Below are 13,194 nucleotides of genomic sequence, written 5' to 3'. Positions count from 1 at the left end.
TTGCTAAGCCCAAAGGAAAGCTAACCAAAGAAAAGGGCTCTCCTTGCAAGGGCACAAGCCCGGGCGTGCGACGCCGACGCAGGGATGCTCCAGACAGGCCATCCATGGCCTGCTTGCGCACGGCCCGCGTCCATGCGGTCCGCCCTACCGGTCTACGATGGACCGGAAAAGCAAAAGCTACGACGGCAAGCACGGCAACGAGCAACCGCGACAACCGACAGGTGACATCCGATGGCGCGCTGCGCCGCCGGCCTCGCCGATTGGACGATTTCCGAACTGCTGCGCAGTTTTGCCGTGATTGCGGCCGTGAAAATCCGCTTCGCGCTCCTGGATTGTGCCGATGATCGAAGCGCGGGCTGGGTGGCCCGCCGTCGCCCGCCCCGCGGGCCGGTGTTTCGATCATCACTTCGGGAGTAAGGAAACCATGCGTATCCATTCGAAGCGGTTGAAGCTGGAAGGACTCTTTCTCGCCATCGCAGCGGCCATCGTCGCCGCACCGGCGAGCCAGGCGGCGGAGCTCGAGGGCTCGGCGGCGGTAACCCAGGCGCGCGGACTGATCGCCGATCATCTCGGCGCGGTGCAAGGCGTAGCCGAGGACGCATTCGAAGCGCGCGATACCGTCGTCGATCGCGACGGCACCACGCACGTGCGCTTCGACCGCACTTACCAAGGCCTGCGTGTGATCGGCGGCGACGTGGTGACCAAATCGCGGCGCGGCCAACTCGCCGCCACCCAGTCGACCCTGCGCAGCCAGCAGCGCCCCAGCCTGCGCGCGCGCATCAGCCGCGACGCCGCCGCGGTCGAGGCCGGCGCCCGTTTCAACGGCAAGGTCAGCCAGGTGCACGGCAACCAATTGGTGGTGTACGCGCGCGGCGCCAAGCCGGTGCTCGCCTACGAGGTGACCCTGCAGGGCGAGGAAACCCGAACGCATTCGGGTTTCGTCACCTATTACGTCGATGCCCTCAGCGGCAAGGTGCTCGACGTCCAGGACCGCCTGCAGACCGCCGGCGCGGTCGGCACCGGCAAGACGTTCTATTACGGCAACCTGAGCATCGCCACCGACCAGAAGAGCGCGACCAAGTTCGACCTGATCGACACCACCCGCGGCAACGGCAGCGTCTACGACGCCAAGGGCGCGGCGATTTCGAACCTGTTCGACATCCTGTTCGCGACCTTGGGCGCGAGCCTGTTCACCGATACCGACAACGTCTGGGGCAATAACGCCCTCAGCGATCGCGCTACCGTCGCCACCGACATCCACTACGGCGTCGGCGCGACCTGGGACTACTTCAAGAACGTGCACGGCCGCAACGGCCTGTACAACGACGGCGCCGGCATCAAGAGTTACGCCCATACCAACTTCAAGCGCGCCGACGGCAGCACCACCGGCGTCAACGCCGCCTACTTTGCCCTGACCAAGGTGATGTTCTACGGCGATGGCGACGCCACGCGCGGTTACGGCCCGATCGTCGGCATCGATGTCGCCGGCCACGAGATGTCGCACGGCGTCAACGCCGCGACCGCCAACCTGGCCTATTCGGGCGATGCCGGCGGCCTGAACGAAGCCAACTCGGACATCTTCGGCACCCTGGTCGAGTTTTACGCCAACAACCCGGCCGACCCCGGCGACTACCGCATCGGCGAGATCATGCGCACCGGCGGGCTCGCCTTCCGCGACATGTATAACCAGGGCGTCGACGGCAAGTCGTTCAATTGCTATATCGCCGGCGGCTTCGATCCGAACCTGGGCGCCGGCGGCATCCACGACCCGCACTACACCTCCGGCGTCGGCAACCGCTTCTTCTACCTGGTGTCCGAAGGCGCGGTGGTGCCGGCCGGTTCGGGCCTGACCCCGGCCCAGCTGGTCTGCAACGGCGACACCGGCATTACCGGCATCGGTCGCGATAAGGCCGGCAAGATCTGGTATCGCGCGCTGACCACCAAGTTCACCTCCAGCACCAGCTATCCGCAGGCGCGCGCGGCGACCATCGCCGCCGCGGGCGAGCTGTACGGCGCCGGTTCGCCGGAGCAGGCGGCGGTGGCGCGGGCCTGGAGCGCGGCCAACGTCAACTGAGGCGGGCCTGACTTAAACAAGGCTCGAACGACCGAGTGCGAACGGCCCGCTGGCGCGGGCCGTTCGCGACGTGTGGTGAATCATGTGGGGTGAATAGCGGCTGCGCGCGTTTGAGCACGGCGGCCCTGCGCCGCGCGCACGGCGCGTCCGTGTGCGATCCTCATGCCTCGTCGGTTCGAGCCATCGAACATGCGGGCCGCAACTCCGTCCGAACCGAGCCTTTCATGAGCCATGGTCGTCCGTACCGCGCGTCGAGCCGCCGTCCTGCCGCGATGCCGCCCCCTCCGGCCAGGCCGGGCAGGTGCGCCCCCGCGCCGAACCGTATCGGAGGCGCGTGCGATGGCGTCCGATAAGTTTCCCGACACCGACGACGGCTTCCTGTTCGCCGCCTCCGCGTTCGAGTGCGAGGCCGAAGGCAAGCGTCTGACCGGCTACGGCTGCCGGTTCCGCGCCTCGATGTATCGCGACGAGCTCTACGAACGCCACGGCGTGCATTTCCCGGCCCAGTTCGGCCGCGCCGTGTCCAAGCGCCGCAGCGACTACCTGGCCGGGCGCATCTGCGCGCAGCGTGCGCTGGCCGCGCTCGGCATCATCGGCGCCGACATCGCGATCGGCCCGAACCGTGAGCCGGTCTGGCCGGCCGGCGTGGTCGCCTCGATCTCGCATGCCGGCGACCGTGCGGTCTGCATCGCCTCGACCGACCCCGACGTGGTCGGGCTCGGCATCGACATCGAAGGCAGTCTGCAACCGGGCATGGCTGCCGACATACGCCGCGAAGTGGTCGATGCGGCCGAGGAGGAGGCCGTACAGGCGCATTTCCCCGATTTCACCCTCGGCCTGGCGGTGGTGTTTTCGGCCAAGGAGAGCCTGTACAAGGCCTTGTATCCCCAGGTCGGCCGCTTCTTCGGCTTCGAGGCGATGCGGATCGTGCGGATCGAGGCCGAGCGCATCGTTTTCGCCGCGACCGAGGAGCTGTCGGCCACGGTCGCGTCCGGCGCCGAGTACGCCGCCCACTACCTCGTCGCCGACGGCGAGGTGCGCACCGTGGCCTGCGTGCGCCGGCCGGGCTGATCCTGCCAACGCCGCGCGCGGATGCGCCGGCGGCGACTTGTAAGACAATGGCCGGATCATGCGTTGCCTGTTGATCGACAACTACGACTCGTTCACCTGGAACCTCGCCGACCAGATCGGCCGGGCGTTCGGCGAAGCGCCGATCGTGGTCCACAACGACGAGGACGACTGGGATGGGCTGCGCGCCCGCCACCGTTTCGACTGCGTGGTGATCTCGCCGGGGCCGGGCAGCGTGACCCGCGAGGCCGACGTGCATGTCTCGCGCCAGGCCATCGCCCGCAGCGGCCTGCCCTTGCTCGGCGTCTGCCTGGGATTCCAGGGCATCGCCCATGCCCACGGCGGCCGCATCGTCCACGCGCCGGTGCCGTACCACGGCCGCGCTTCGGCGGTGCATCACGACGGCAGCGACCTGTTCGCCGGCGTGCCGACGCCGTTCGAGGCGATCCGCTACCACTCGCTGATCGTGGCCTCGCCGCTGCCGCCCGACCTGGTGGCCACCGCCCACGCCGATCCCGGCCTGATCATGGCCCTGCGCCACCGCCGCCTGCCGCAGTGGGGCGTGCAGTTCCACCCGGAATCGATCCTGACCGAACACGGCATCGACCTGATCGCGAACTTCCGCGACCTGGCGCACGCTCATCAGCGACGGCCCTCGGTGAATCTGGCGCTGCCCTCGGCAGCATCGGCGCCCGTCGAGCAGGCACCCGTTGCGTCGACGCTCGACGAGCAGGCGCCCATCGTGGCGCAGCTTGAAGCAGCGATGCCCGCCATGACGCCCGACGCCGGCCCGGCGACGCCCTTGCGCAGCTTGCGCGTGGTCTGCCGGCCGCTCGACGGCGTCGGCGACCCGGAGGCGGTGTTCTCGGCCTTATTCGCCGGCCGCACCAACGCGTTCTGGCTCGACAGCCAGGTTGCGCTCGACGACAGCGCCGGTTGCTCGTTCATGGGCGCGGTCGACGATGCCGATGTACTGGCTTACCGGATCGACGGGGACGACGCGGCGCTGAGCCGCGGCCAAGGCCTGCTCGCCGACATGGAGCGCGAGCTCGAAGAAGTCGCCATCGAGGACGGCATTGCGGAAGACGGCAAGCGATTGCCCTTCGACTTCCGCGGCGGCTTCGTCGGTTTCCTGGGCTATGAGATGAAGGCGCTGTTCGACGGCGACCGCGGCGAAGGCAATCCGACCTCGGACGCGTTGTGGATGCGCGTACGCCGCTTCCTCGCCTTCGACCATGCGACCGCGCGCGCCTGGGCGCTGGCGCTGGCGTTCGAGGACGAGAGCGCCGAGGCCGACGCCTGGATCGAAAGCGTCGCCGCCGCGGCCGCGCAGGCGCGCGTCGACGATGCCCCGGTTCCGTCGCAAGGTCTGCAAGCGCTCGAGGTCGAGATGGATCTCGGCCGCGGCGATTACCTGGCCGCGATCGGCGAATGCCAGCGCGCCATCGTCGACGGTGAAACCTATCAAGTCTGCCTGACCAATCATTTCCGTTTCCGAGCCGAGCTCGACCCTTACGCGCTGTACCGGCAGATGCGTCGCGGCAACGCCGCGCCGTTCGGCGCCTTCCTGCGCGGCCGCGGCATCGCCGTGCTGAGCACCTCGCCGGAACGTTTCCTGCGCGTCGATGGCAGCGGCCGTGTCCAGACCAAGCCGATCAAGGGCACCGCGCGCCGTTCCGGCGACCCCCAACTCGACGCGCGTTATGCGCGCGAGCTGGCCGAGTCGGTCAAGGACGGCGCCGAGAACCTGATGATCGTCGACCTGATGCGCAACGATCTCAATCGGGTTTCGGTCGCCGGCACCGTCGAAGTGCCGGAACTGCGCGTGGTCGAGAGCTATCGCACCGTGCACCAGCTGGTCAGCACGGTGGAATCGCAGCTGCGCCCGGACTGCAGCCTGATCGACCTGGTGCGCGCGACCTTTCCGGGCGGCTCGATCAGCGGCGCGCCGAAAAAACGCACCATGGAAATCATCGACCGCCTGGAGCACAGCCCGCGCGGCGTCTATTGCGGCTCGATCGGCTATCTCGGCTACAACCGCGTGGCCGATCTCAACATCGGCATCCGCACCCTGTCCTACGACGGCGCCACGCTCGCCTTCGGCGCCGGCGGCGCGATCACCTATCTGTCCGATCCTGAGGCCGAATTCCAGGAAGTCCTGCTCAAGGCCGAGGCCGTGCTGCGGCCGGTCTGGCGCTACCTCGGCGATGGCGGCGACGGCTTCGCTTACGAGCTGGAAGCCGAGCGCTTGCGTGTGTGCGTTGCTAAAGACTGAGGCGTCGTGCAACAGACGACGATGCGCTGGCCCTCCGTACGCGCGGCGTCCCACGGGATTTCTTCGGTCATAAGCCGCGAGCGCCAACCTGCGCCGGACGAGAAAGGCGCGGACGACTCCATGGCCGCCGGTGCTTGCGCCTTACAGCCGAATATTGCCGGCCGCGGGCAGGCGCAGCGCCTCCTGCAGGCGATACGCCAACTGCCGGTACAGCGCGGTGCCGAAGATCGCGTGGATGCTCGAGGCGATGATCGAGAACGCGTAGATCAGGCCGGCGTCCGGAATGTGCACGGGCAGGCGCATGAACGGCACCATCAGCACGAACAACACCGCGACCGCCCAGGCCGCGATCAGGCCGGCCGCTGCATTGCGCAGACCGCGACGCAGCGGCGCCAGACGTGCCGAGCGCGTGCGTCCCCAGCGTGCCATCAGATGGCGCCGGGCCGACACCGCCAGCCGCGTTCCGGACAAGGCGACCCACACGTGCAACAGCGCCGATGCGGCCGCGACCCAGCGCGACAAATGAGTCAACGACTCGGCCCCGGTCTGGATGCCGATCACGGCCAGGGCCACGGCGAGGATGAAGACCATCAAGGCCGACAGCGACGCGTTCTCGATCGAACGGACCGCGGCGAACCAATCCTTGGCGTTCGGCGAGGGCAGGGTGATGGGCATGGGCGTTCCTTCGTCCTGTGCATGGGGTGGGGCTGTCAGCGAACCCGTACCGCGAGACTGCAGTCGGTGTAGTAAAGCCAACATTTGCCGGTCTTGCTGGCTTCGCAGCGTTCCATGGAGATCGCTGTCGCCTGCAGGCCGGTCGCTGCGCTCGCAGAGAAGGATTCGGCGGTACTGGACGCCACAGCGACGCATTGGTTTTCGTAAGCGAAGTGCAACTTGCAGGTCTGTCCGCCATGCCCGCGGCAATCCTCGATCGCCGCATCGCGGGCGCGGGCCTTGCTGGTCTGATTCACGGACACGCCATAGTGGCCGGAATCGTCGGAGGCGATGGCTCCCCAGCGGGTTTTCCACTTGGGGCCGGCGATGCCGCCACCGGGACCCGATTGGATAGGGCCGCAAGAACGCGTCGATGTCCCCGAATAAGGAATCATTCCCGCAGGGCAGCCGCCTTCGGAGTGGGCAATGCTTGAAACAACCAGCAACAAGAGTGAAAGCAGAAATCGAGTCGTCATAGTCGGTTCCCGTTTTAAGCCTAGTGGGCGAAGAGCATGGGCGCTGTATACCAAAGGTTTTGACGCCATTCTCAACGGACCCTCACCGGCCAACTGCAGCCAGCGTAGTACAGCCTGCACTCGCCGTCGTTCTTCTTCTCGCAGGATTCCATACCGATCTCGGCTGCTGTCTCGGCGCTCTCTGCATTGATCGCGGCGTAGCGGGTGGCGCTGGCGACGATGACTACACACTGATTGACGTAGGCGACGGTCAAGGTGCAATCGACTCCGCCACGACTGCGACAGTTCTCGATGGCCGCCTGCTTCGCCTCACGCTTGCTCGGAAGATCGGTCACTGCGCCGACCACGCCCCTAGCATCGTCGCCTGCAACCGCACCCCAGCGATTCTTCCATTTGGCAGTTGGTAGCCAAGAGCCGCTCGGACCCGAGGGTATCGGGCCGCATGAAGAAGTTGATGTGCCGGAATAAGGAATCATGCCGGCGGGGCAACCGCCCTCCGCTTGGGACCATCCGGAAGCCATCGGTAGGGCGATGGCTAACACCACAGAAAACCGAAGGGAGGCCATCATGACCGGTTGCCGATGCTGTTGGCGCTGCGAATCTGATCGGCATCGAAGTTGGGAGTTTGAGTCGTCCTCGTCGTGGAATGATGCATTGAGTTTGGACCACCGGTTACCCCTACGCTCTGCCCGCTTCTCTGTTCTTGAGCAGGCGATTGCCGTGTCGAATCAGCGGGCTGAGCCGATACGCTCGATGTGCCAGCCCCACTCCCAAACGCCGAGAACTGCATGAAGCCGCCCAGCGTGCCCTGAAAGAAATTGGCTGCGAACGGCGGCACGGTGATGATGACCACGGTCATCACCAGGCCGAGTCCGCCCTGCTGCATGGCCTGGTTGCTGATGCCCTCGGCATCGACGCCCCAGATCGCGCCGATCTTCGCCACCCACAGGGCTGCGGACACGCGCGCCATCAATTCCAGCAACATCCCGGTCACCACGCTCAGCATGGCCATCGAGAACAGGGTGCCGATGCCGTACATCAGCCAGCGGCGGAACAGGTCCTTGGTCTGATCGAAGATCAGGCAGAGGATGAACAACGGCCCCAGCCCGATGAACAAGGCGATGGCGAACTTGAACATCAGCAGCATGGCGCCGGCCGACATCGCCGGGCTGGCCGCCCCGACCCCGGCGAACAACACCGCACGCGCCTTTCGGTCCTGCAGTTCGGGGTCGCCCGGGACGATCTGGACCGCGTCGATCGCGCTCATGGCGAGCTGGGTATAGGCGAGGTTCTCGTCGATGCTCTGCGCCGTGGTCTTGCCGCTACGGCCCGAGAACAGGCCGTGGATTTCGCGGTCGAGGTCGTAGGTCAGATAACGGTGCAAGTCGCTGCCGCCGAACGACATCGTCGTCGCCACGCCGACGATCACGGCGATGCGCGTGGCGTTGGCCACCAGCGCCATCATCGGTTCGCGCAACTGTCCGGTGACGATGCGATAGCCCATCAGCAGGATCCACAGCGTGACCAGGGCCAGGGCGATGCTGCTGGCCCAGGTCATGGTCCTGCCCATCAACTGCATGCCGAACTCGTCGATGCGGTCGGTCAGGTAATCGTTGACCAACTGGAACAGGACGAAATCGCCGATGCCCGATTGGCTGTAGGGGACGATCCAATCGACCAGTCCGTTCAATCCATTGAACCCGTGCATGGCCTTCCCCTGGCATCGTGGCGGTCCGGAGCGCGTCGTCGCGACCCGGCTTGATAGGTCTACTTAGAGAGTGCGGCCTTGAGCGCCGCGGCCTGCACCACCTGGCCCAACAGCGAGCCGCGATTGCCCTGCAGCGCGCGTTTGGCCAGGCGGGATTGGTCCCACTTCAGCGACTCGATGTAGTCGTTATAGGCCTTCATGCGCGCCTGCCAGTAATCCAGGTCCATCGAGGTGCGCACCAGGAAGCGCTGCGCCTCGTTGTCGTTGGCGGCCAAAGCGCCCTGGCTGGAACTCGCGCCGTCGCGCTGCGCTTCGATCTGCTGGAACTGCTGGTTGCGCTCGATCAGCGTCTTCAACATCCGCACCGATTCGTTGTACTTGGCGTTCTCGGCCAGGACCATGCGCTGGCAGATCGCCTTCTGCTCCTCGACGATGTTGCCGTCCATCTTCGGCGCGATCTGGCGCAGCAGGCCGGTCATGCGCTCGCGCACGCCGCCGCCCTCGCCGCCGGCGGGGCACATGTCCTGCATGCCGTAGTCGTCGGGGCGCAGCGGAAACGTATCGCTCATTTGCGAAGAGTTGAAGTTCAGCCGCTGCAGCTTGATCAGCTGTTGCTGGTAGTGGCTGTAAGTGTCGTTCCAGCGCTTGGCCTCCTTGCCGAACTCGACCGCATCCTCGGCGATCTGCTGCATATGCGCGGTGAGGTTGACCGGGTCGTTGACGACCAGTTGGGCGCTGGCGTCGGTGGCCATCGAACCGCCGATGAGCAACAGCGCCATGGACCAGGACCGTAGCTTGGCGATGCTTCCTGTGCTTGCGGGCTTCATTGCGATTCCTTTCTTGCTCGATCGACTGCAAAACCTTGCCGGTGCCGCCATGCGAAACCTTCGTACATCGAGTGCCTGCGGCCAGCCTCGGGCCGCGTCCGCGACGCTCGATTCGGCCGTGCGGAACACCTCGATCACCGGCACCGTCCCTTGCGAAGCAACTATCGCATACGGACTGTGATGCGGCATGAGTCATCTAAAAATTGTTGTGGACGCTAGTCCACATTTGTAGACGAACGAAGACGATTTGTAGCCACGGATTCGTTTTGGAAGCATGTTGCGAAACCCATGGTTGCGGTCGCTGCGTTGCCATCGATCCGTCGCGTTGTAATGTGTGGGATAGAACATTTTGCTTCTTGCATTGTCGTCATCCACACTTCGAGGGCTTCGGATTGAAGGACCTGTGCTGCCCATCGATGCGCCGTGCGCATCGGTCGTTCCGCAAGATCAACACTGGAGTATCGGCGCCCCCGATCTATGGATTTGCTAGAGGATCGGAATGATTCGGATCTATGTCGTCGACGACCATCCGGTGCTAAGGACAGGCTTGCACTCGATCATCGAGCGGGAAACCGACATCCACGTCGTCGGCGAGTCGGGAAACGGCGCCGAGGCGCTGGCGGCGATTCCAAAGCTCGCCGTCGATGTCGTGCTCTGCGATTTCGATCTGCCCGATACCGACGGCTTGCGTTTGACCCGCAAACTGCTGCACGAGAACGCCGAGCACAAGGTCCTGATTGTCTCCGGGCTCGACGACAGTTCGATCCCGCGGTTGTTGTTCGATGCCGGCGCGCGCGGTTATCTGACCAAGGCGAGCAGCGCGCACAAGCTGGTGTATGCGATCCGCCAGGTCGCGGCCGGGCACGAGTTCGTCGACGATGCTCTGCCGCGCAATGTTCTGCTGGGCCTGTCGCCGTTTCGCCGCTTGAGTGCGCGCGAGAAGGAGGTCGCGGCATTGACCGTGCAGGAGTACACGACCCGGCAGATCGCCGAAGTGCTGCGGGTCGACGAGACCACCGTGCGTACCATCCGTTCGCGCGTTTACAAGAAGCTGGGCCTGCGCGGAGCGATTTCCTTGAGCAAGCTCGCGGCCAGGCACGGCTTCACCGACCAGGGCGGTTGAACGGTCGAATCCGCCGTCGAAGGCCGTGGCGAGCGGCTGAGCCGGGCACTGCTCGCAGCCGTGTCAAGAACGAGTGATGACCGTCGTGAGGTCGCGCATCGGCGTGAACGTACTCATTAGTTTGACGTGCGTCGATGTTTGCGAAGCCGCCGACGGCGTTAGTGGTTGCCCTGCGTCGGCAGGCGTATAAGCGTAATCAGAGACGCCGGTTGCGGATTTCGATCGGTTCGTCGGGTCCGGGCGCCCGAGTCGCGGGGATATTCCATGACGCCGCTTGCTTATCGCAGCGCAATGACGATATCTCGCTGTCGATGCGGCATCGGCTAGTCCGCGATCGTTGGAGCGTCGCTGCGACGACCGCGATGGCTGCCTGCGACGTGCGTCACTGCGATCTCGCCGCACAAGCCTCAGCTGCAATCGTGCGGATCGCGGACACTAGTGGCGTCGTCACGGCGCCGACCGCAGGGAGCGAGCGCATTGGGTACTAACGAGCACGCGCCTTTCAGGCCCACGAACGAGCGGGACCGCGCCCGATCGGAATCGCATGCCGCCGACCAGCGCACCGCGCCAGCCGGTGTTTCCACCCATAGAGGGCTCGCCGCGGAACCGAAGCGGGACCCGCGCCCGATGGCGCCCGCGATCATCGATATTTCCGGCCGGATCGAACCGGTCGCGGACATCGCGCGCAGCAGGATCGATTGGGCCGGGCTGGCCAGTCTGTTGCTCGGTGCGAAGCCGGCCGAGTGGCCCGTCGAAGCCTTCGAGCCGCAACGGGCGGTAGCCGGGCCGTCGCCGCCGAACGACGGCAAGTGGCTGCACGAACTGGAATGGCACGGGCAGCGCATGCTGGCGGTGATCGCCGATGGCCGCGCGCGCCTGTGGTCGGGCGATGGCGCGGAATGGACCGAGCGCGTTCCGGCCATCGTCGAGGCGCTGGAGCGGCTGGGGCTGCAATCGGCGGCCTTCGACGGCGAGCTGATCGTCGGCGCCGGCGCCGAAGCCGACTACGCCGCGCTGCAGGCGGTGTTGTCGGGAGACCGCTGCGAGCCCTTGACCTATATGTTGTTCGATCTGTTGCAAATTGACGGCATTGGCATCGAGCGCGCGCCCCTGGTCGATCGCAAGGCCGTGCTCGAGCATCTGCTGCGACAGGCGCCGCGGGAATTGGCCTATAGCAGCCACATCCTCGGCAACGGCGACATCGCGCGCGCGGTGAGCGTCAATCAATGCTTCGACGGGCTGATTTCCAAACGCGCCTTCGCGTCCTACATGCGCGGATGCAGCCCGGACTGGCGCAAGACGCGCTTGCTTCAGTCCAGCCAGTTCGCCGTGGTCGGCTACACCCCGCCCGGCGTGCGCCATGCGGACCGGGGCTTCGGATCGCTGTTGCTCGCACAACCTAAAGGCAAGGCAGCCTGGCATTACGCCGGCCAGGCGCGCGGGGATTTCAACAGCGCGCTGATCGCCGAGCTCGGATCGCGGCTGAAAGGCGGGACGATCAAACCGACGGTCACGGTGAGTCCGGACGTCAGAGAAATACCCGGCGCGCTGTGGTTCAAGCCGCGCTTCGTGGTCGAGATCGACAGCCATGGCTTCGATGCCTCGGGCCTGCTGCGACATGGCCTGCTGCGCCTGGTTTGCCCCAACCGATCGGTGGCGAGCCTCAGGTCGGGCAAATAGGCCGTGTCGTCGCAGGAGGGGGCGGGCGATCGCGCCGATGCTCGCCGTCGGTGACGTTCGTCAACGACGGCGGCAGCGGGGACTGCCTCGCATCCATCCCTCCGAACTTCGTCAGCCGGCTTCGAGCAGCTTCTGCGCCTGGCGTTTGCCGATGCCGCGCAAGGCCGCGATCTGCTGGAGCAGGGCCTGGCGCGGACGCGCTTTTTCCTGTTCCCAGTTATAGACCGACTGGCCGCTGGCGCCGATCAGCTTGCCGAACTCTTCCGCCGACACGCCCAACTTCTTGCGCAGCGTGCGCAGACCGGCCGCGGAGAAGCGGTGGCGGCCTTCGCTTTCGGCTTGCGGCTTGGCCGCGACGGCTTTGTTGCCGGACTTGCCGAGCGCCTTGCTTAGCGCTGCGACCTCACGCTTGAGACTGTCGCGTTCGCGCTTGAGCGAGGCGATGTCCTGGCGCTGGGCGACGACCTGCTTCTTCAGCGGGTCGACGAGGCGGCGGCATTCCTTGCGCGAGATACGAGCGATTTCGTCTTTGAGGATCGAAGCGAGATTTGGCATATCGGTTCCGGGAGTGGCTGGGGCAAGAGTACCGAACGGGGGCGATAACGCCAAATACCGGAAAATCCTTGCGTCTTGGCGTCGCCGGGCGGTCGATTCGTGATTTTTGCGCGAACTGGCGCATCGGCCGGGCCGCCTTTCGATATGCGGCGATAGCATGGGCGCCCGTGCATATCGCAACCGGCAAGCATTCGCCGTGAGATCGCCGTTGGACTTGCGATGCCGGCCGCGAGTCGCGCGCGCTGCGCCATTCACTCATTGTCGAGAGCCCGATGACCGTCTATACCGCGATCCACGAAACCCCCTCCGTCGAGGTGTATCGCATGCTCCGCGTCGATTCCGGCCTGAGCGCGAAGAGCGAAACCGCCGCCGTGCGCGGCCTGGCCAATACCTTGTTCGCGGTGCAGATTCTCGGCGACGGCGCGCCGATCGGCATGGGCCGGGTGATCGGCGACGACGGTTGTTTCTATCAGGTCGTCGATATCGCGGTGTTGCCGGGCCATCAGGGCCGGGGCCTGGGCAAGCGGATCATGCAGGACATCTCCGCCTATTTGCGCGACCATGCGCCGGAAACCGCCTACGTCAGTTTGATCGCCGACGGCGAGGCGCGCCATCTGTACGCGCAATACGGTTTCGAGCTCACCGCGCCGGCGTCGGTCGGCATGGCCTTCGAGCGCTGATCTCGTCCGGCTCG

General features: G+C 65.8%; 14 protein-coding genes. 8 read left to right on the top strand and 6 right to left on the bottom strand.

The window, feature by feature from the left end:
* Nucleotides 1–231: 231 nt before the first annotated feature.
* The 4 genes from EX88_RS26605 (at nucleotide 232) to pabB (ending at nucleotide 5,417) form a co-directional block, all read left to right on the top strand.
* Entirely contained in the window at nucleotides 232–417 is a 186-nt protein-coding gene (locus EX88_RS26605; RefSeq protein WP_161786151.1) for a hypothetical protein, read from the top strand.
* 7 nt (nucleotides 418–424) lie between these two features.
* Complete coding sequence (locus tag EX88_RS0119275) at nucleotides 425–2,074, top strand: M4 family metallopeptidase (RefSeq protein ID WP_051885325.1); 1,650 nt, start codon at nucleotides 425–427, stop codon at nucleotides 2,072–2,074.
* A gap of 339 nt (nucleotides 2,075–2,413) precedes the next feature.
* Nucleotides 2,414–3,145, top strand: coding sequence for a 4'-phosphopantetheinyl transferase family protein (locus EX88_RS0119270; RefSeq protein WP_051885324.1), 732 nt, complete (start codon nucleotides 2,414–2,416; stop codon nucleotides 3,143–3,145).
* Between the two features lie 58 nt (nucleotides 3,146–3,203).
* The gene (gene pabB / locus EX88_RS0119265) at nucleotides 3,204–5,417 is read left to right on the top strand and encodes an aminodeoxychorismate synthase component I (RefSeq protein WP_051885323.1); all 2,214 of its coding nucleotides are present in this window, start codon (nucleotides 3,204–3,206) and stop codon (nucleotides 5,415–5,417) included.
* 141 nt (nucleotides 5,418–5,558) lie between these two features.
* Here pabB and EX88_RS0119260 read toward each other — a convergent pair whose 3' ends face one another.
* From EX88_RS0119260 to EX88_RS0119240, 5 genes are all read right to left on the bottom strand, one after another.
* Nucleotides 5,559–6,092, bottom strand: a complete 534-nt coding sequence (locus tag EX88_RS0119260) for a hypothetical protein (protein ID WP_031373618.1) — start codon at nucleotides 6,090–6,092, stop codon at nucleotides 5,559–5,561.
* 35 nt (nucleotides 6,093–6,127) lie between these two features.
* Nucleotides 6,128–6,607: a DUF4189 domain-containing protein gene (locus tag EX88_RS25435; protein ID WP_161786150.1), complete on the bottom strand. Its 480-nt coding sequence runs from the start codon at nucleotides 6,605–6,607 to the stop codon at nucleotides 6,128–6,130.
* Nucleotides 6,608–6,678: 71 nt separating this feature from the next.
* Nucleotides 6,679–7,176 carry a DUF4189 domain-containing protein gene (locus EX88_RS25430; RefSeq protein WP_036149500.1) on the bottom strand — a complete coding sequence of 166 codons (498 nt, stop codon included), beginning with the start codon at nucleotides 7,174–7,176 and terminating at the stop codon, nucleotides 6,679–6,681.
* The gene (locus EX88_RS0119245; protein WP_081931238.1) at nucleotides 7,173–8,315 is read right to left on the bottom strand and encodes a type IV secretion system protein; all 1,143 of its coding nucleotides are present in this window, start codon (nucleotides 8,313–8,315) and stop codon (nucleotides 7,173–7,175) included. The genes EX88_RS25430 and EX88_RS0119245 overlap by 4 nt, the downstream gene beginning before the upstream one ends.
* Before the next feature lie 59 nt (nucleotides 8,316–8,374).
* Nucleotides 8,375–9,094 (bottom strand): hypothetical protein, encoded by a 720-nt coding sequence (locus EX88_RS0119240; RefSeq protein ID WP_223619102.1) that lies wholly within the window; start codon nucleotides 9,092–9,094, stop codon nucleotides 8,375–8,377.
* Here EX88_RS0119240 and EX88_RS0119235 point away from each other — a divergent pair.
* The 3 genes from EX88_RS0119235 (at nucleotide 9,078) to EX88_RS24030 (ending at nucleotide 11,945) form a co-directional block, all read left to right on the top strand.
* Nucleotides 9,078–9,323, top strand: a complete 246-nt coding sequence (locus tag EX88_RS0119235) for a hypothetical protein (RefSeq protein WP_152566372.1) — start codon at nucleotides 9,078–9,080, stop codon at nucleotides 9,321–9,323. The two genes, EX88_RS0119240 and EX88_RS0119235, sit on opposite strands and share 17 nt — an antisense overlap.
* A gap of 318 nt (nucleotides 9,324–9,641) precedes the next feature.
* Nucleotides 9,642–10,265 (top strand): response regulator, encoded by a 624-nt coding sequence (locus EX88_RS0119230; RefSeq protein WP_031373612.1) that lies wholly within the window; start codon nucleotides 9,642–9,644, stop codon nucleotides 10,263–10,265.
* A 627-nt stretch (nucleotides 10,266–10,892) separates the two neighbouring features.
* Nucleotides 10,893–11,945: a hypothetical protein gene (locus EX88_RS24030; RefSeq protein ID WP_051885319.1), complete on the top strand. Its 1,053-nt coding sequence runs from the start codon at nucleotides 10,893–10,895 to the stop codon at nucleotides 11,943–11,945.
* Between the two features lie 111 nt (nucleotides 11,946–12,056).
* On the opposite strand, the gene EX88_RS0119215 is transcribed toward EX88_RS24030, so the two are convergent.
* The gene (locus EX88_RS0119215; protein WP_031373610.1) at nucleotides 12,057–12,500 is read right to left on the bottom strand and encodes a helix-turn-helix domain-containing protein; all 444 of its coding nucleotides are present in this window, start codon (nucleotides 12,498–12,500) and stop codon (nucleotides 12,057–12,059) included.
* 272 nt (nucleotides 12,501–12,772) lie between these two features.
* On the opposite strand from EX88_RS0119215, the gene EX88_RS0119210 reads away from it, so the two are divergent.
* Nucleotides 12,773–13,180 (top strand): GNAT family N-acetyltransferase, encoded by a 408-nt coding sequence (locus EX88_RS0119210; RefSeq protein ID WP_031373609.1) that lies wholly within the window; start codon nucleotides 12,773–12,775, stop codon nucleotides 13,178–13,180.
* The last annotated feature ends 14 nt before the right edge of the window (nucleotides 13,181–13,194 follow it).

This window comes from Lysobacter antibioticus, from assembly GCF_000731095.1.
Taxonomy (GTDB): domain Bacteria; phylum Pseudomonadota; class Gammaproteobacteria; order Xanthomonadales; family Xanthomonadaceae; genus Lysobacter; species Lysobacter antibioticus_B.
This window is presented reverse-complemented; position numbering and strand designations above follow the sequence as displayed.